Raw genomic sequence first — 16,948 nt, 5'->3', positions numbered from 1 at the left:
TAATGAAGACAATGCGCTGGCTAATCGTCACAGTTTTTATTTGTGTGATGGCATTAAGCATCCCTTCTGTTGCACAGACAGAAGAAGCGGATGACAACATGAATACAAAATTTACAGTTAAACCCAATATTCCCGAGAATCAAGCGAAAAATACGCAATCCTACTACGATCTCATTGTAAAACCAGGACAGAAACAAGAAATCGAATTATCATTAATTAATAAAACAGATGAAGAATTGACAATTGATTTAAATTTGGCAAATGCTGTGACGAATGACAATGGTTTAATTGTGTACAATGATTTCGAGAAAAAACCAGATTCGAGTTTGAAAGTACCTTTGACAACATTAATTAAATTGCCTGAAGAACATGTAAAAGTTCCTGCTAAGAAAACCGTAACAGCCAAAATGACTGTCGAAATTCCAGCAAATGGCTTTCAGGGATTAGTCTTAGGTGGTGTTTATGCTTCGCTTGCAGAAGATGAAAAGGAAGAAAAAGGAAATTCAACGGGGTTAACCAGTCGATATGGGTTTAACGTAGCGATTGCTTTGCGAATGTCAGAAGATACGCCAATGTATCTAGCAGAGACTCTTCAATTAGTTAAATTAGTTCCGACCATTGCTTTAGGAAATAAGTCGGTCCAAGCGATTATTCAGAATCCGACATCCGCTATTTTTCCCGAAGTACGTTTAGAAGGGAAAGTAACGAAAAAAGGTGAAACGAAAGAATATGCTAAACGGATTTTACCAAGTGTTCGTTTTGCACCGAATTCAACGATGAACTTTCACTTAGATTTTGGGAAAGAAGATGTTCGTCCAGGAACCTATATTTTTGAAGGAAAAGCGGTCTTGAAAGAAGATGAACAACAAGTTTGGCCGTTTAAGCAAGAATTTACCATCAGTAGTCAAGAAGCCAAAAAATTAAACAAAGAAGCGGTGGTGAAATTGGTCCTACCGACTTGGTGGAATCAAGCTTTTTATGGGTTGTTAGTTGCAACGTTTGTGAGCCTAATTCTCGCTGTTTGGCGTTTTACGCAACAGAAAGCGACACTGAAACAACAAGCCTATTTACAACAAGAAAAACAGGCAGCCTTGAAAAATAGACAAGGAGTGCGCGATGATGACAGCGAGAAGTAAAGGGTCACTTCTGGTGATATTAGGAATGCTTTTAATCATCGCCAACGCGAGTCTGACCGCTTCTTCTGAGAGCTTTGCAGAAGAAGCGGGACAAACGAATATCGGTGTGACGTTTTATGGTGGGAAGGCACCGCTAGAAACAGAAGATATCACTAAGTCAACAGAACAGCCAATTACTAACAAAGATAAAAAAACGGCACAACGCCAAGAAGAGATGCCTAAGAAAAATACTGCCAAAACAAATCCCACTAATGCCCAGATGTCCTTACCAAGGACAGGTGAACGAAATAGCAGGTGGCTTTACAGTCTTGGTATTGTCTGTCTGCTCATAGTAATAATAAGTTTCTATTATTTGAATAAAAAAAGGAAAAAAGAAAAATAGATTGCCGTTTCTATAAATAAAATCAATTTGAAAAGGAGGCGTATTGATGGGGATTACGATGTGGATTTGGATTTGTGCCGGCTTGGCCGTCCTTTGTTTTGCTTTATTTTTACTATTCTTAGTAAGTAGCATGAATTTTGTTCATCAAGCAAAGCCCAAGCAGTCTTTAGTAAAACAATCAATGTTTAGTTGGCTGCTTCTGGTGATGTGTGGCGGCTGGGTAGCGGTGGCTATTTTACTGAATATCGCATTACAAACACAATTAACATAAAGAAAACCCGTTGTAAGTTTTTAAGAAACTTGCAACGGGTTTTTGTTAACTTTAAAATAAAGAACGGTACAATTTATCAAAAAAGTACAGTAGACATTTGTACCCAACTTAGATAGAAAATAAAGCGCTACCATTATATGATGATTACAGGAGGAGGACACAGGCTGTGAATTATAAAATAAGTTATCTCCTTGACGAGTATGCAGGGCAAAAAATTGCGCTCTCTTTGGCTCAACAAATAACCGATCTTTCGCAACGAGAATTAGTGACGCAACTTTCGGCAATAGGCGGAGAAGTTCAACAGAATACTGTCAGCATTCCAAGTCTTTCCGCAAATGAATGGGGGAAGCAACTTTTTCAACAACGTCAAGCGATCTATAGCGAAGCAGAAAGACAAGCACTCATTTTTTTACTCACTTATTCAGAGATCGAAGAACTATCAGTTTATCATTACCAAAATTTTTTAGACGTTTCGAAAGGCACTATTTTAGCGGACATCAAAAAAGTCCGACACCAACTAGCAACTGAAAACATTGCTTTATCCTACGAACGAAAACGAGGGTTTTACCTAGAAGGAGATGAATTTCGGATTCGTCGTTTCGGGAAAAATTGGCTTGCCCGCCTCTTACAACAAAAGTCGGGCACCTTCGCTTTATTTTGCTGGCTCAGTCAGCATCAAATGAGCCAATACGCAAAAATGCGTGACGGCATTCAATTAGCCGTCCAGGAAGTGCAGCTTCAACTAGTACCCAGCAGATTGGATGAAATTAGTTACTTTCTTGCTTTTTCTCAAAAAAGATTAGGCAAATATGGAACAGTCGTCTGGCCTGAGAAACAGTTAATTCAGTCCTTACGCGCTTATCCCGTCAGTCGTCGTATTTTAAGTGATTTAGTTGGGCCAGTGGCGAATGTAGAAACTGAGAGTCTTTTTTTCACGATTTGTTTAATGACAGCCTTGCAAGGAGAATTGCGAGATACGAAGTTAGAGTTTTTATTAGATATTTCTGGTGAAATTATTCGGAAAATGGAATTATTGGCCGTCGTTCAATTTGAGCAGCCTCGTGAATTGCTCATGAATGTGTATTATCATCTGGTTCCTGCCTATTTTCGGATTAACTACGGCTTTTACTTACCAAATGTTTTAATCAAGGATATTCGACAATCGTATCGGTCGCTTTATCATCTTTGTGAACAAGCGTTAGCTCCTTTAGAAAAATTAACGAAACGTTCAATCCCGCCAGAGGAAATCGGTTTTTTCACCATATTATTTGGTGGAGAAATTTTCGGCCAAAAAAATGAGCAGCGGCAAGAAAAGCTAAAAGCGCTAATTGTTTGTCCTAGTGGCATCAGTTCTTCGTTGATTTTGCAATCGGAATTGCGTCGGCTATTTCCAATGATTGAATTTAAAGAAACAAATGCGGTGAGGGAAATAGAGAATGTATCTGAAAAAAGCTATGACATCATTTTCTCAACGGTCCCTATTGAAACAGCCAAAAAGGTTTATCTTACCAAGCCCATTATGAGCTCTTTGGAGAAAAATCAATTGATGCACCAAGTCCAATCAGATTGGCTATTGCCAGGTATTTCCATGCCAGATGTTAAAGATATTTTAGATGCGTTAAAACCTTATATTTCCTTAAAAAAAGGAGTCACAGAAGCGCAGTTATATCGTGTCTTGCACCGTAAAATGAACAAAATTTTAGAAAAAGAGGAGGATCTGCGTCCAATGTTATCGGAATTATTAACAACAGAAACAGTCCAAGTCCTGCCTGAAGTTGCAGACTGGCGAGCGGGAATTACAGAAGCTGCCAAGCCGTTATTAAAAAATGGCAGTATTACGGAAAAATACATTGATGCGATGATTCAAAAAGTCGAATCGTTTGGGCCATTTATCCATATTTGTCCAGACGTAGCATTGCCTCATGCGCGACCAGAAGATGGCGTTAATCAGTTAGGTATGTCATTACTAAAAATCCAAAAAAGTGTCGATTTATTAGAAGATCCTAAGCATGAAATTCACCTTTTTATTTGTTTAGCTGCTTCAGATAACGAAACACATTTACGGGCCTTATCTAGTCTGACGAAAATTCTATCAAAAAAAGAATCATTACATCGCTTAGTGGCGGCTGAAACCGTTCCAGAAATACTATCAATTATCCAAGAAGGAGAGAAATAAGATGAAGATTTTTACAGTTTGTCAAAGTGGTTTAGGAACAAGTTTTATGGTGCAAATGAATATCCAACAAATTTTAGAGGAAGTCGGTGTTGATACAGATAATTTTCAAATTGATCACACAGATGTCGGGAGTGCCAGTGGCGATATGGCTGATTACTTCTTTGTCGAAAAAACATTGCAAGATGCTTTAGGGTCAATTCCTGCTGAAAAAATCATTCCTTTAAATGCGATTATTGATTACGATGAAACGAAGGAGAAAGTCTTGAAAGTTTTAGATGACAATGGCATTGCACATCAATAAGAAGGAGGAAAAACATGGAAACTTTATTGAATTTATTTGTTTCAATTGTTAGCCAGCCAGCGATTCTGGTTTCATTAATTGCTTTGTTGGGATTAGTTTTACAGAAAAAGAAATTTTCTGATGTTGTTCAAGGAACGTTGAAAACATTCGTCGGCTTCTTAGTTTTAATTGGTGGCGCAGGGCTATTGGCGAACTCATTAACGCCCTTTGCGGAGATGTTCCAAACCGCATTAAATACACAAGGCGTGGTACCTAGTAATGAAGCAGTTGTAGCGATTGCCTTGCAACAATATGGGACACCAACTGCTCTGATTATGTTGGTGGGCATGATTGTTAATATTCTGTTGGCGCGTTTTACACGTTTTAAATATATCTTTTTGACAGGTCAAGCGATGATGTACGTTTCGTGTTTGACAGCTGTTATTTTAGTGGGGGCCGGTTTTAGTGTTAGTTTGCCAATGATTCTTTTAGGTGGTTTATTTGAAGGAACTTTATTAACAGTGACACCTGCTCTTTGTCAGCCTTTTATGAAACAAATTACTGGAAATGATAAAGTGGCAATGGGTCATACAGGGAATATCGGCTATGCGGCAAGTGGCTTTATTGGAAAAGTCTTTGGGAATAAAGAAAAGTCAACGGAAGATATTAAAATTCCTAAAAGTTTTGGTTTTTTAAGAGACTCAACCATCTCAATTATGATTTTGATGTCGATTGTCTATGTGATTTTGGCTTTGCTGGCTGGGACAGGCTATGTCGAGCATGAGTTAAGCAATGGCGAAAATGCGATCATCTTTTCATTAATTCAAGCAGGAACCTTCACGGCTGGTTTCGTAGTGGTTTTACAGGGTGTGCGGATGGTTTTAGGAGAAATTGTGCCAGCTTTCCAAGGAATTGCTAAAAAATTGGTACCTAATTCTAAACCAGCACTTGATGTTCCCATTATCTTTCCTTATGCACCAAATGCTGTCTTGATTGGGTTCTTTGTGAGCTTTATTGTGGGAACTATTTCAATGTTAGCGATGGTTGGTCTGAATACCACCGTGATTATACCAGGCGTTGTTGGGCACTTTTTCTGTGGTGCCGCGGCAGGCGTTTTTGGAAATTCCACAGGGGGACGTCGGGGAGCGATTTTAGGGGCTGCGTTTAATGGCTTATTAATTAGTTGGTTACCGTTATTTATTTTACCAGTCTTGGGTGATCTACAGTTAGCATCCTCAACGTTTGCGGATACAGATTATTTAATCCCAGGCCTATTTTTAGGCAAATTAGGTGAGGCAGGTCCGAGTCTTTTAGTAGGAGGAATCATTGCTTTTGTAGTGGTTGTTCTTTTGGCTAGCGCTGTTTTGACTATGCGGGAGAAAAAAGTCGCCGAAGAAAACTAAGTGTTTTCTTCTACAAAAAGGCAAGTGGGACAGAAGTCGTTTTGACTTCTGTCCCACTTGCCTTTTACCATTGTTCTTGGATAAACTGTGCAATTTGTTTCCGCGCTTGTCGTCCTTCTGGCAAGTATTGTTTCATTGCGAAAACGTGTTGCATGCCAGGCACCAATCGGCAAGTATCTTGTGGTCGTGGACCTAATTGTTTTAAAAATTGGTGATAGGAAGGACAAAAAACTTCATGTGTGCCGCCCACGAAAAAAAGTGGCGGAAATTTTTGATAATCAAAGGACAAGCAATTTAAAGAAAGCGTGGAGTGATTGGCCGTGTCATCAATCTCTTGGGCAATTAATTGTAAATAGTTCATGCCAATCATTTTGTCCTTTTTTTGATAACTTTTGGCAACAGGAATGTCTAAATGTCCATCTAACCAAGGAGAAATTAAAACAGCAGCTTTGGGTAAGCGTTCAGGGAAATCGGTGGCTAAATTCTGCAATACGTTTAAAACCAATGTGCCACCAGCAGAATCACCTAATAAAATAACATCTTCGGGATCATAATGCTGTAAAATTTCTTGGTAAGCAGCATAGCAATGATTATAAATATCAGCAAAAGACTTATTTGGTGCTAATGGATATACAGGGATAAAATAATCTGTTGCAAAAGGGAGATCTTCAATTAGTTTATAACTAAAGTCTAATTGGCTATAGGCAAGATTCAATGTAAAGCCCCCACCATGCAGGTACAGTACAGCTTTCTTGGTAGGCGCAATAACGGAGTTTGACATGCGATACATCGTAGGAAATTGAGTCATTTCTTGAAGAGGAAAAAGATGACGTAAATGTTTTGGCAAAGTTACTTGTTCATTTAATGATCGTTGCCAATGATAAAAAGCCTTGGTGACTTTCGGATTTCGTTCAAGGCGAGCAATTTGGGAAAGACGTAAAGAATCTTCAAAAAGACAGGCTTTTAAGGATTTTTGACGAGAACGTGCGTGGAACAAATATGCGCTAGCTAACAACAAACCAATCGATTTCTTTTTCAATTAAGGCCCTCCATTCAGCAAAAAGTAAATCATTTTTTCTACAGTATAACATTTTAAAAGTAGAACAACGAAATTTGTTGAGGGGATGAAAGGACGGTTTAAACGAATGTACGTATTTATTTGTGGTTGCGTAAAGTAAATGATTGTAGTAAATTAAATGAGATTAAGAGGTCCGGTGAATGGGCGCGTTCACGGCAAGGAGAGAACTAGGATGACAAATAAAAAGGTTACAATTAAAGATGTTGCCAATGACTCAGGTGTCTCCATTACTACCGTTTCACAAATTTTAAACGGGAATGGGGCACGGTTTAGTGGGAAAACGGTCGAAAAAGTATTGGCTGCAAAAGAGCGATTAAACTATCAACCCGACTATTTTGCGCAACGTATGGTGATGAAAAAAAGTAAGACGATTGGCGTAATCGTACCTGATATTACCAACCCATTTTTTGCGCAATTGATTCGAGGAATTGAAAGTGTTTTATACAAAGAAAATTTTATACTGATGTTATGCAATGCGGACCAAGATGTTACAAGAGAACATGAATATTTAACAGAGTTGATTCGTCGCAGTGTCGATGGTTTTGTGATTGCAAGTTCTGAAATTTCCAATCAAACGATTAATGAAACGCTACGTGCGAAAAAGATTCCGTTTATTGTACTTGACCAAAAAAAAGCAGAAGGCTTTAGCGACGCTGTTTTGACAGACGATTATAGAGGTGGGCAACTAGCAGCAGAGCATTTACAAGAGCAACGACATGAACAGGTCGTCGTGGTAATGCCACCACATGCGCCAGTCAATATTCAGCAACGGTTAAAAGGTTTTTGTTCTGTTTATACGGAAAAGATCCAGTTGATCGAAACAGAATTATCAAAAACCGGCGGCTACCAAGCTGTCCCCGAAATTTTAAAAACAGAGAGCACCGGAATTTTTGCTATCAATGATGAAATTGCTTTTGGTTTATATCGAGGATTAGCAGAAGCGGGCAAAAAAATTCCTGAGGATTATAGTATTATTGGTTATGACAATGTTGATATGTGCGAATATGTTTCGCCGCCGCTAACAACAATTGCTCAACCTGTTTTTCAATTGGGGCAAACTACGGCGACTTTATTATTGGAAAGAATCCATCAGCCTGCAAAAGATTGGGAGGAGCAAACCTTGCCTGTCCAACTGATTGAACGATTTTCGACAGCACCCTTGAAATAGCTTTCAAGGTGTGCTATATTTTTGTTGTGGAATTAAAACGTTTTACTAAAACGTTTTAATTAGAATGAAAAAATAAATTTTATTGAGGTGGATGAAAATGAACGCGGTTACAATTATCGGAAGTATCAATTTAGACACAACATTAAGAGTCAAAGAAATGCCAAAGCCAGGCGAAACAATTCACGCCATTGAACATTTTACAGCGGGTGGTGGTAAAGGAGCAAACCAAGCAGTCGCAGCGAAACGTTCAGGCGCAGAAACATATTTTATTGGTGCTGTGGGAAATGATGGCGCTGGAGCTATGATGACTGATTTAATGAGTCAAGATGAAATTAATTTAACTGGGGTCACCACTTTAGAAAAAACAGCTACTGGCCAAGCCTTTATTATGGTAGATAACGCTGGTGAAAATAGCATTATGATTTACGCGGGAGCCAATAACGCCTTTACGCCAAAACAAGTCCAGGAACATCAAGAAATTATTGAAAAAAGTGATTTTGTGATTGCCCAATTTGAAAGTGCGATTGATAGTACGATTGCAGCGTTTAAAATTGCTAAAAAAGCAGGCGTCAAAACGATTTTAAATCCCGCACCTGCGTTAGAACAAGTTCCTGAAGAATTACTAAACGTTACAGATATGATTGTACCAAATGAAACAGAAACCGAAATTTTAACAGGCATTAAAATCACAGATGAAGCGAGTATGCGTAAAGCCGCAGAAGCACTTCATCAATTAGGGATTGAAGCAGTAATTATTACAGTAGGTAGTAAAGGCGCCTTTTATGACGTCAATGGACGAAGTGGTATTGTGCCTGCTTTTAAAGTGAAAGCGGTTGATACAACGGCTGCTGGCGATACTTTTATTGGCGCATTAAGTAGTATATTAGAGAAAGACTTTAGCAATTTGGAAGAAGCTATTCGTTATGGAAACAAGGCGTCCTCGTTGACTGTTCAACGTTTTGGAGCCCAACCTTCGATTCCTTATCAACACGAATTGGCAGACAAATAAAAAGGAGCGAGCGACATGAAAAAAACAAAAGTTATTAATTCAGATATTTCCCGCGTTATCGCACAAATGGGTCATTTTGATAAATTAAGTATTGGTGATGCAGGCATGCCAGTGCCTCGGACTACAGAAAAAATTGATTTAGCAGTTACCAATGGCGTCCCTAGTTTTATGGAAGTTTTAAACAATGTCCTTGAGGAATTGGCAGTTCAACGAATTTATTTAGCAGAAGAAATTAAAACAGAAAATCCTGACATGTTGACAGCAATTAAAACTCGTTTACCAGAAACTCCCATCAGTTTTATTCCTCATACAGAAATGAAACAAGAATTAAACAACTGCCATGCATTTATTCGGACAGGGGAAATGACCCCATACGCAAATATTTTATTAGAAAGTAACGTTGTCTTTTAAACGAGAGAGGGGAAATAGAGATGAATGCGACTGCATTATTAATCGGTTTAGGACCGCTTCTAGGTTGGGGGCTTTTTCCAACAATTGCTTCAAAAATTGGTGGACGTCCGGTGAATCAAATTCTCGGTACCAGTTTAGGAACATTGATTTTTGCCGCTGTTTTTTCAATGATTAATGGTTTGGCTTTTCCAGCGGGCATGGATTTATTCTTTTCAATTTTATCTGGTGTCGGTTGGGCCTGTGCGCAAATCATTACATTTAAATGCTTCACGATGATTGGTTCATCACGTGCCATGCCAGTAACGACCGCGTTCCAACTTTTAGGGGCTTCTCTCTGGGGTGTCTTTTTCTTAGGAAACTGGCCAGGTGTGACAGCCAAATTGTTAGGCGCATTTGCCTTAGTGTTAATCATGATTGGTGCCAAAATGACGGTCTGGTCGGAAACGGAATCCGCTGAGAGTGCTGGGATTATGAAAAAAGCAGTTCTTCTATTAGCCGTTGGTGAAATCGGCTATTGGGCGTACTCTGCAGCACCCCAAGCGACGGCAATTGATGGCATGCATGCCTTTTTACCACAAGCAATAGGCATGGTAATTGTCGCAGTTATTTATTCAGCAGTTGTCACTATTAAGGGTGGGGAAACATCGCCATTTATAGAAACTGTTTCTTACAAACAAATTTTTTCAGGCTTTTTCTTCGCCTTTGCAGCGTTAACTTATTTAATTTCAGCGCAGCCAGATATGAACGGCTTGGCAACTGGCTTTATTCTATCCCAAACATCAGTTGTGCTTGCAACGTTGACAGGTATTTGGTTCTTAGGTCAAAAGAAAACAGCCAAGGAAATGACCGTAACGATTATCGGCTTAGTTTTGATTTTGGCAGCAGCTACGATCACAGTGATGATTTAAAAAAGTATTCAACGACCTATTATTCAGGGCGTTGAATACTTTTTTTTATTTGTTCTAAAAATAATGCAGCAGCTGTGGAAAGAACCGTATTTTTGCGCCAAATTAAACTAATTTTGGCTGTTAAAGCAGGATATAGCGGGATAAAACGTAAATTTGTTTGCTTTGTTTCTAGAATACCATCAATGCTTAGGGCGCTACCTAGCCCAGCTTCTACCATCAGTGAAGCGTTGTAAAGTAAGTTGTAGGTCCCAACGATTCGGAACTGATCTAGACTTGCTTCGAGCCAATCAGAGAGTTGGCTCGGAACTTGTGCTTGTCGAGAAATAAATAAAGGTTCTTCTTTTAAATCGGCTGCAGTAATAACATTTTTAGTGGCTAAGGGATGGTCCTTTACAGTAATTAAGCCCCATGTATCTACAACTGGTAATGTTAAATAGCTATATTTTTGTTTAGGTGCAGGCTCAATAATTAAACCAAAATCTAATAATCCTTTGTCTAGCCGTTCTATTACATCATCTGCATTCCCACTGTATAAATGAAGGTGAATATCAGCTGAGTGCTGGCTTGTTATTTGTTGTAGTGCATTCGCTAAAAAAGACATAGCTTTTGTTTCGCCGCCACCAATCGTGATTTCGCCATTAATGAATTCATTTTGCGACAAGTTGGTGACTGTTTTATTCGCTAAGCTTAAAATATCTTGCCCTTGTTTAGCTAAATATTCTCCTTCAGGTGTTAATTGTATTTGTCGATTTCCTCGTATAAATAATGTCACGCCTAATTCTTCCTCTAATTCTTTTAATTGCTTAGATAATGTTGGTTGTGATACATGCAATTGTTTGGCTGCGCCACTAATCGTTTTTTCTTGGACCACTGCTAAGAAATAGTGAATCACTCGTAATTCCATTACTTTCCCTCCTATAACTAAAACGCATACTTATCTATTTATTATAAGTATTAGACAGAGGAGTTGTCACGTATTACGATAAATTTAGCAAAAGGAGGCGATTAGGAATGCTTACAAAAAATCTCCAAGAACTAATTGCAACAGGTAGCATTGATAAAGATGAACCACTATTTCAACTTATTCATCAGATTCAAGAGGAAAATAGTCGCTATTTAATAGAATTAAATCAACAAGCCTATACACATAATGAAGTAAGGAATCTTCTTGCCACGATTATCCAAGACAAAATTGACGAAACTGTTACGATTTTATTGCCTTTTTATACAGATTTTGGACGCAATATACATTTTGGTAAAAATATTTTTATTAATCGGGCAGCTATGTTTGTTGATTTAGGGGGCATTATAATTGAAGACAATGTTTTAATTGGTCCGCGCGTTAATCTCTTAAGTGTCAATCATCCGGAACTGCCAATGAAACGGCGAGGCGTATTGCTAGCACCAATTACCATTAAAAAATTTGCGTGGTTAGGTGCGGGTGTCACTGTTTTACCAGGTATTACGATTGGTGAAAATGCTATCGTAGCAGCTAATGCGACTGTAACTAAAGATGTGCCAGCTAACGCTATTGTTGCAGGAACACCAGCTAAAATTATTCGTTGGATTCAGGAAGATAAGGAGGAAATATAATGAAATCATTATCAGAAAAAGTTATTGTTATCATGGGCGCTTCCAGTGGCATCGGTGAGGCAACAGCCCGTTTACTTGCCAGAAAAGGAGCGAAGTTAGTCATTGCAGCACGTCGACAAGAACGTTTAATTGCTATAAAAAAAGAACTTCCTGAAGCAACGATTCTCGTGCAACAAGCAGATGTAACGAAAGAAGAGGAAGTTCAGCGTGTAATCAAGCTTACAATGGAAAAATATGGACGAATTGATGTTCTTTTTAACAATGCAGGAGTTATGCCAACGGCGCCTCTTATTGAAGCACCAAAAGGAGAATGGCGTCAAATGCTAGATATTAATATTATGGGTGTTTTAAATGGCATTGCGGCAGTTCTTCCAATTATGGTTGAACAAAAATCAGGGCAGATTATTACTACTGATTCTGTGGCAGGACATGTCGTTTATCCAGATTCGGCTGTCTACTGTGGAACAAAGTTTGCTGTTCGAGCAATTATGGAAGGATTGCGACAAGAACAAAGAGAGAATAACATTAAATCAACGATTATTTCACCAGGTGCTGTACAAACAGAACTTTATCAAACAATTTCTAATCGAGTAGTAGCTGAAACGTTACATCTAGAACAGTTAAGTTGGGGCTTAAAGGCGGAAGACATTGCGCAAGCAGTGGTCTTTGCCATAGACACGCCAGATCGTATGTCAATCAGTGAAATGGTTGTTCGCCCGACCACACAAACGATTTAATTTAAAAAGTATTCCTAGAAAGGAATACTTTTTTTAATCGTGATTGTTCGTTTTTTACAGAATTTAGAATTTGATATTTACTTATTTGTTGGTTTATTATATGATTAAACACGTTGTTTCATTAATAAATTGAATATTTTACGAACATTGTAAAATGTTTAGATTTTAGGAGGACGGAACATGAAAGAAAAAATAAGTTCATATTTTGAACTTGAACAATTGAATACGAATATGAAACGAGAAATGTTAGCTGGTTTCACCACATTTATCTCAATGGCGTATATTTTGTTCGTTAATCCAACCGTACTTGGTGCTTCTGGCATGGACGAAGGCGCTGTTTTTACTGCCACCGCTTTAGCGAGTGCCTTAGGTTGTATTTTAATGGGTGTGTTGGCGAAATATCCGATTGCGACAGCACCAGCTTTAGGAATTAATGCATTCTTTGCTTATTCAGTCTCTGTTGGTATGGGGATTCCTTGGCAAACGACATTAGCAGGCGTTTTTGTGGCTTCATTGATATTTATTTTAATTACAATTTTTAAATTACGCGAGCTAATTATTGATGCAATTCCTGCAGACTTGAAATTTGCTATTTCAGGTGGGATCGGGTTGTTTATTGCTTTTCTTGGTTTAAGCCAAGGTGGCTTAATTGTGGCTAATGATGCGACACTCGTTGGCTTAGGACCTTTGAACGTTGGCTCAACGTGGGTCACCATTGTCGGTTTGGTCGTAACTGCAATTCTGTTAGTTCGTCGAGTGCCTGGTGGTATTTTTATTGGGATGGCGATTTCAACGATTGTTGGTTTAGCGACAGGGGTTATTCCAATGCCTGATAAGATTATTTCAAGCGCGCCAAGTTTAGAACCAACATTTTTAGTGGCGTTAGGACATGTGAAAGATATCAATACGATTCAAATGTGGGTCGTGGTTTTAACGTTCCTATTAGTAACATTCTTTGATACCGCTGGTACGTTGGTGGGTTTAGCCAATCAAGCAGGTTTTATGAAGGACAATAAAATGCCGCGTGTGGGGAAAGCTTTAGCCGCTGATTCAACAGCGATGTTAGCTGGTTCTCTACTAGGGACATCGCCAGTTGGCGCATATGTCGAATCATCTGCGGGGATTGCTGTGGGTGGTCGTTCAGGAATCACAGCTATTACAACGGGGATTTTATTTATTTTCAGCTTGCTATTTTCTCCTTTGTTAGCAGTTGTCACTTCGCAAGTTACAGCACCAGCGTTGATTATTGTTGGCGTTTTGATGGCACAATCCTTAAGCAAAATTAAATGGAACGAGATGGAAATTGCAATCCCTTCCTTCTTAATCTTGTTAGGAATGCCATTGACATATAGCATTTCAGATGGGATTGCCTTAGGCTTTATCTTCTATCCAATTACAATGATTGCGGCAAAACGTGGGAAAGAAGTTTCGCCAATTATGTATGGCTTGTTCTTTGTTTTTGTCGGATTCATGTGGATCCTGAATGCGCAATAAGTAAGAGAGAAAGTTATCAAATAGTTGATTCATAAGACAATGAACTTATGAATCAACTATTTTTTTTCGACTAAGCACTAGAAAAACGCCCCTTATTTGATGTATAATTTGCAAAGACATTGACCTGTGAAGATACAGGAACAGAGAGGAATTAATTGAGTGAAGTATACAGAAATTATGGTTCGCTATGGCGAATTATCAACTAAAGGAAAAAATCGTAAAACGTTTATCATGCAGTTAGCACAAAATGTGAAACGTGCGTTAGCTGATTTTCCAGCATTGAAAATCCATGCAGATAGAGATAGAATGCATATTTTATTAAATGGGGAAGATAGTGAAGAAGTGATTCCGAAACTAAGTAAAGTGTTTGGGATTCAAAATTTTTCGCCAAGTATTCGTATTGAAAAAGAAATGCCAGCGATTCGTGCAATGGTTCAAGAGGTTGTTCGGGAAGTTTATACGCCAGGTAAGACGTTTAAAATTACTGCTAAACGCTCGGACCATTCATTTGAACTTGATTCAAATGGCTTGAATCAAGAATTAGGTGGGGCTGTTATTGAAGCCATTCCGGAAATTCAAGTACAAATGAAAAAGCCTGATATTAACTTAAGAATTGAAATTCGTAAAGATGCGGCGTATTTATCTTATGAAACGATTCGCGGTGCGGGTGGATTGCCAGTGGGCACCAGTGGTCGTGGTATGTTGATGTTGTCAGGAGGCATTGATTCACCAGTTGCTGGTTATTTAGCTATGAAACGTGGCGTGGAAGTGGAAGCTGTCCATTTTGCTAGTCCGCCTTATACAAGTGAACAAGCGTTACAAAAGGCTAAAGATTTAGCTGAAAAATTAGTCCCTTATGTAGGAACTATTCAATTTATTGAAGTGCCCTTTACAGAAATTCAAGAAGAAATAAAACGAGTTGTTCCCCAAGGCTACTTAATGACCATTACACGACGTTTAATGTTACGCTTAACAGATGCAATTCGTGAAATGCGGAAAGGTTTAGTCATTATTAATGGTGAATCGTTAGGACAAGTAGCTTCGCAAACACTTCAAAGTATGGTAGCAATTAATGAGGTTACCTCAACACCGATAATTCGACCCGTTGTTTCAATGGATAAGACAGAAATTATCGAAATTGCCGAAAAAATTGACACGTTTGAATTAGCCATCCAACCCTTCGAAGATTGTTGTACAATTTTTGCGCCACCGCAACCGAAAACACGACCTCGTTTGGATAAAGCGCAAGATTATGAAGCGCGCTTAGACTTGGAAGGTTTAATGGCTCGGGCCTTAGAAGGACTCAAAATTACAGAGATTTCAGCAGAAACAGCGAAAGATAAACAAGAAGACGAATTTGCAGATTTCCTATAAGCAATAAATACAGTGACGTCTAAGCGACCGTCACTGTATTTATTTTGTACTTATTTCACAAACAAGTTGCTCGGAGAGGGGAACCGTGATAAACTGAATATGTGAAGTAGGTAACAAGGAGGACAGAGGATGGAGAAAAAAATGCCTAAAGCAACGGCAAAACGTTTGCCGGTTTATTTACGTTATTTAAAAATGTTAGGGGATTCTGGTGTTAAACGCATTAAATCACGAGAGTTTAGTGAAATGATCCAGATTCCTTCTGCAACGATTCGGCGTGATTTTTCCCACGTTGGTGAACTGGGCCGAAGCGGTTATGGTTACGATGTGCCGTATTTAATTGAGGTATTTAGTAATATTTTAAATACGCAAGAAGAAAAAAGAATTGCTCTGATTGGTTGTGGCAATTTAGGCAAGGCATTATTAAAAAATAATTTTAGACGCAACGAGAATTTGAATATTGTCTGTGCTTTTGATAATGATTCAGCTTTAGTTGGCACCACGATTAATGGATTATTAGTTCATGATATGTCTGAGTTAGAAGCATTCGTTCGACAAGAAGGGGTCACGGTAGCCATTTCTACAGTACCAAGTCACCATGCCCAAAAAGCCATCGACAAAATTGTACAAGCGGGTGTGACTGCGATTTTAAATTTTGCGCCAGACCGTGTCAGTGTGCCAGCCAACGTTAGTGTGCAGTATATTGATTTAACTACGGAACTGCAAACGCTGATTTATTTTAATGAAACTTTTTCACTAGCAAATAGCCCAAAGCAATAAAATTGTCTTCATAAAAATCCTCTACTATACTTATTATTGAAAGTGGAAAAGGAGGATTTCAGAATGAATGTTACAAGAAAAGGGCACGTATTAGAATTGACAGGTGAGCAGCCTAAAGTTGGCACAAAAGCTCCCGTCTTTTCTTTGAAAAATTTAAACAACCAAGAAATCAACTTGGCAGATTATAAAGGTAAAACGGTTTTAATTAGTGTGGTTCCTGATATCGACACACGTGTTTGTTCACTGCAAACGAAACGTTTCAATCAAGAAGCGGCGAAATTAGACGGTGTTCAGATTATCACGATTTCCAATAACACAGTTGAAGAACAAGCAAATTGGTGTGCCGCTGAAGGTGTCGAAATGGAAATGCTTCATGATACTGAAGACTCATTTGGTGCAGCTTATGGTTTGTATATTCCAGAAATGGGCCGTTTAGCACGTGCTATTTTTGTGATTGACCCAGAAGGAACGTTAGTTTATGAAGAAATCGTCTCAGAAGTTTCGTCGGAACCCGATTATCAACAAGCGTTAGAAGCTGCAAAAAAAGTGTAATCCCTCTAGATTACAAATTGACTTTGCTTGCGCTTCATTGTAGAATGAAGCAAAGACAGCGAACAAGAGGAGTATCATTGGCGTCGTTTTAGAGAAAAAGTCGTTCAGGTGCAAGACTTTTACACAACCAGTGAGAAGGTAGCTTGTGAGTCAATGGTTTGAACACAGTACGTTAGTAGAACGATTCGTTTCGTGAACG

Annotated in this window: 18 protein-coding genes and 1 other annotated feature (1 of these 19 only partly in view); of the genes, 16 read left to right on the top strand and 2 right to left on the bottom strand. The window is 38.7% G+C overall.

Annotation, left to right across the window (positions count from 1 at the left end; all coding sequences use genetic code 11):
* Nucleotides 1–2: 2 nt before the first annotated feature.
* The 6 genes from IGJ03_RS10905 to IGJ03_RS10880 all read left to right on the top strand — a co-directional run bounded on the left by IGJ03_RS10905 (nt 3) and on the right by IGJ03_RS10880 (nt 5,648).
* A complete protein-coding gene (locus IGJ03_RS10905; RefSeq protein WP_172759532.1) occupies nt 3–1,136 on the top strand; it encodes a DUF916 and DUF3324 domain-containing protein in 1,134 nt (377 codons plus the stop codon).
* Complete coding sequence (locus tag IGJ03_RS10900) at nt 1,117–1,518, top strand: LPXTG cell wall anchor domain-containing protein (protein WP_025189585.1); 402 nt, start codon at nt 1,117–1,119, stop codon at nt 1,516–1,518. The genes IGJ03_RS10905 and IGJ03_RS10900 overlap by 20 nt, the downstream gene beginning before the upstream one ends.
* Before the next feature lie 46 nt (nt 1,519–1,564).
* On the top strand, nt 1,565–1,789 hold the full coding sequence (locus tag IGJ03_RS10895) for a hypothetical protein (protein WP_002375698.1): 225 nt from the start codon (nt 1,565–1,567) through the stop codon (nt 1,787–1,789).
* A gap of 166 nt (nt 1,790–1,955) precedes the next feature.
* The gene (locus IGJ03_RS10890) at nt 1,956–3,965 is read left to right on the top strand and encodes a BglG family transcription antiterminator (RefSeq protein ID WP_375804905.1); all 2,010 of its coding nucleotides are present in this window, start codon (nt 1,956–1,958) and stop codon (nt 3,963–3,965) included.
* Between the two features lies 1 nt (nt 3,966).
* Nucleotides 3,967–4,266, top strand: coding sequence for a PTS sugar transporter subunit IIB (locus IGJ03_RS10885; RefSeq protein WP_002367331.1), 300 nt, complete (start codon nt 3,967–3,969; stop codon nt 4,264–4,266).
* Nucleotides 4,267–4,280: 14 nt separating this feature from the next.
* Nucleotides 4,281–5,648, top strand: a complete 1,368-nt coding sequence (locus IGJ03_RS10880) for a PTS ascorbate transporter subunit IIC (RefSeq protein ID WP_010777947.1) — start codon at nt 4,281–4,283, stop codon at nt 5,646–5,648.
* A gap of 64 nt (nt 5,649–5,712) precedes the next feature.
* On the opposite strand, the gene IGJ03_RS10875 is transcribed toward IGJ03_RS10880, so the two are convergent.
* A complete protein-coding gene (locus tag IGJ03_RS10875; protein WP_002410038.1) occupies nt 5,713–6,687 on the bottom strand; it encodes an alpha/beta hydrolase in 975 nt (324 codons plus the stop codon).
* Nucleotides 6,688–6,898: 211 nt separating this feature from the next.
* Between IGJ03_RS10875 and rbsR the strand changes: the two genes are divergently transcribed.
* From rbsR to rbsU, 4 genes are all read left to right on the top strand, one after another.
* A complete protein-coding gene (rbsR, locus tag IGJ03_RS10870) occupies nt 6,899–7,894 on the top strand; it encodes a ribose utilization transcriptional repressor RbsR (RefSeq protein WP_002375704.1) in 996 nt (331 codons plus the stop codon).
* Nucleotides 7,895–7,985: 91 nt separating this feature from the next.
* Nucleotides 7,986–8,903: a ribokinase gene (rbsK, locus tag IGJ03_RS10865; RefSeq protein WP_002381157.1), complete on the top strand. Its 918-nt coding sequence runs from the start codon at nt 7,986–7,988 to the stop codon at nt 8,901–8,903.
* A 15-nt stretch (nt 8,904–8,918) separates the two neighbouring features.
* A complete protein-coding gene (rbsD, locus tag IGJ03_RS10860; protein WP_002355102.1) occupies nt 8,919–9,314 on the top strand; it encodes a D-ribose pyranase in 396 nt (131 codons plus the stop codon).
* Between the two features lie 20 nt (nt 9,315–9,334).
* Entirely contained in the window at nt 9,335–10,222 is an 888-nt protein-coding gene (gene rbsU / locus IGJ03_RS10855; protein ID WP_429861450.1) for a ribose/proton symporter RbsU, read from the top strand.
* A 19-nt stretch (nt 10,223–10,241) separates the two neighbouring features.
* On the opposite strand, the gene IGJ03_RS10850 is transcribed toward rbsU, so the two are convergent.
* A complete protein-coding gene (locus tag IGJ03_RS10850) occupies nt 10,242–11,126 on the bottom strand; it encodes a LysR family transcriptional regulator (protein WP_002370030.1) in 885 nt (294 codons plus the stop codon).
* A 107-nt stretch (nt 11,127–11,233) separates the two neighbouring features.
* Between IGJ03_RS10850 and IGJ03_RS10845 the strand changes: the two genes are divergently transcribed.
* From IGJ03_RS10845 to tpx, 6 genes are all read left to right on the top strand, one after another.
* Nucleotides 11,234–11,815, top strand: coding sequence for a DapH/DapD/GlmU-related protein (locus tag IGJ03_RS10845; RefSeq protein WP_002355105.1), 582 nt, complete (start codon nt 11,234–11,236; stop codon nt 11,813–11,815).
* The gene (locus tag IGJ03_RS10840) at nt 11,815–12,552 is read left to right on the top strand and encodes an SDR family oxidoreductase (protein WP_002355106.1); all 738 of its coding nucleotides are present in this window, start codon (nt 11,815–11,817) and stop codon (nt 12,550–12,552) included. Before IGJ03_RS10845 ends, IGJ03_RS10840 begins: the two co-directional genes overlap by 1 nt.
* Nucleotides 12,553–12,732: 180 nt before the next feature.
* On the top strand, nt 12,733–14,046 hold the full coding sequence (locus tag IGJ03_RS10835) for an NCS2 family permease (protein ID WP_002355107.1): 1,314 nt from the start codon (nt 12,733–12,735) through the stop codon (nt 14,044–14,046).
* A 159-nt stretch (nt 14,047–14,205) separates the two neighbouring features.
* Entirely contained in the window at nt 14,206–15,420 is a 1,215-nt protein-coding gene (thiI, locus tag IGJ03_RS10830) for a tRNA uracil 4-sulfurtransferase ThiI (protein ID WP_002359156.1), read from the top strand.
* A gap of 129 nt (nt 15,421–15,549) precedes the next feature.
* Complete coding sequence (locus tag IGJ03_RS10825) at nt 15,550–16,197, top strand: redox-sensing transcriptional repressor Rex (protein WP_002365189.1); 648 nt, start codon at nt 15,550–15,552, stop codon at nt 16,195–16,197.
* 63 nt (nt 16,198–16,260) lie between these two features.
* Nucleotides 16,261–16,749, top strand: a complete 489-nt coding sequence (tpx, locus tag IGJ03_RS10820) for a thiol peroxidase (protein WP_002355111.1) — start codon at nt 16,261–16,263, stop codon at nt 16,747–16,749.
* Between the two features lie 49 nt (nt 16,750–16,798).
* Nucleotides 16,799–16,948 (top strand) — a binding site (T-box leader) (it continues 90 nt past the right edge of the window).

The organism is Enterococcus sp. DIV1315a, from assembly GCF_051712325.1.
GTDB classification, from domain to species: Bacteria; Bacillota; Bacilli; order Lactobacillales; family Enterococcaceae; genus Enterococcus; species Enterococcus faecalis.
Note: the sequence above shows the minus strand (reverse complement) of the source record. Positions and strands in the feature narration are given on the sequence as shown.

What these genes read in the sequence shown, in the direction of transcription:
- IGJ03_RS10905 (WP_172759532.1), top strand. Translation starts at nt 3, where the DNA reads ATGAAGACAATGCGCTGGCTAATCGTCACAGTTTTTATTTGTGTGATG.
- IGJ03_RS10900 (WP_025189585.1), top strand. Translation starts at nt 1,117, where the DNA reads ATGATGACAGCGAGAAGTAAAGGGTCACTTCTGGTGATATTAGGAATG.
- IGJ03_RS10895 (WP_002375698.1), top strand. Translation starts at nt 1,565, where the DNA reads ATGGGGATTACGATGTGGATTTGGATTTGTGCCGGCTTGGCCGTCCTT.
- IGJ03_RS10885 (WP_002367331.1), top strand. Translation starts at nt 3,967, where the DNA reads ATGAAGATTTTTACAGTTTGTCAAAGTGGTTTAGGAACAAGTTTTATG.
- IGJ03_RS10880 (WP_010777947.1), top strand. Translation starts at nt 4,281, where the DNA reads ATGGAAACTTTATTGAATTTATTTGTTTCAATTGTTAGCCAGCCAGCG.
- rbsR (WP_002375704.1), top strand. Translation starts at nt 6,899, where the DNA reads ATGACAAATAAAAAGGTTACAATTAAAGATGTTGCCAATGACTCAGGT.
- rbsK (WP_002381157.1), top strand. Translation starts at nt 7,986, where the DNA reads ATGAAAATGAACGCGGTTACAATTATCGGAAGTATCAATTTAGACACA.
- rbsD (WP_002355102.1), top strand. Translation starts at nt 8,919, where the DNA reads ATGAAAAAAACAAAAGTTATTAATTCAGATATTTCCCGCGTTATCGCA.
- rbsU (WP_429861450.1), top strand. Translation starts at nt 9,335, where the DNA reads ATGAATGCGACTGCATTATTAATCGGTTTAGGACCGCTTCTAGGTTGG.
- IGJ03_RS10850 (WP_002370030.1), bottom strand. Translation starts at nt 11,126, where the DNA reads ATGGAATTACGAGTGATTCACTATTTCTTAGCAGTGGTCCAAGAAAAA.
- IGJ03_RS10845 (WP_002355105.1), top strand. Translation starts at nt 11,234, where the DNA reads ATGCTTACAAAAAATCTCCAAGAACTAATTGCAACAGGTAGCATTGAT.
- IGJ03_RS10840 (WP_002355106.1), top strand. Translation starts at nt 11,815, where the DNA reads ATGAAATCATTATCAGAAAAAGTTATTGTTATCATGGGCGCTTCCAGT.
- IGJ03_RS10835 (WP_002355107.1), top strand. Translation starts at nt 12,733, where the DNA reads ATGAAAGAAAAAATAAGTTCATATTTTGAACTTGAACAATTGAATACG.
- IGJ03_RS10825 (WP_002365189.1), top strand. Translation starts at nt 15,550, where the DNA reads ATGGAGAAAAAAATGCCTAAAGCAACGGCAAAACGTTTGCCGGTTTAT.
- tpx (WP_002355111.1), top strand. Translation starts at nt 16,261, where the DNA reads ATGAATGTTACAAGAAAAGGGCACGTATTAGAATTGACAGGTGAGCAG.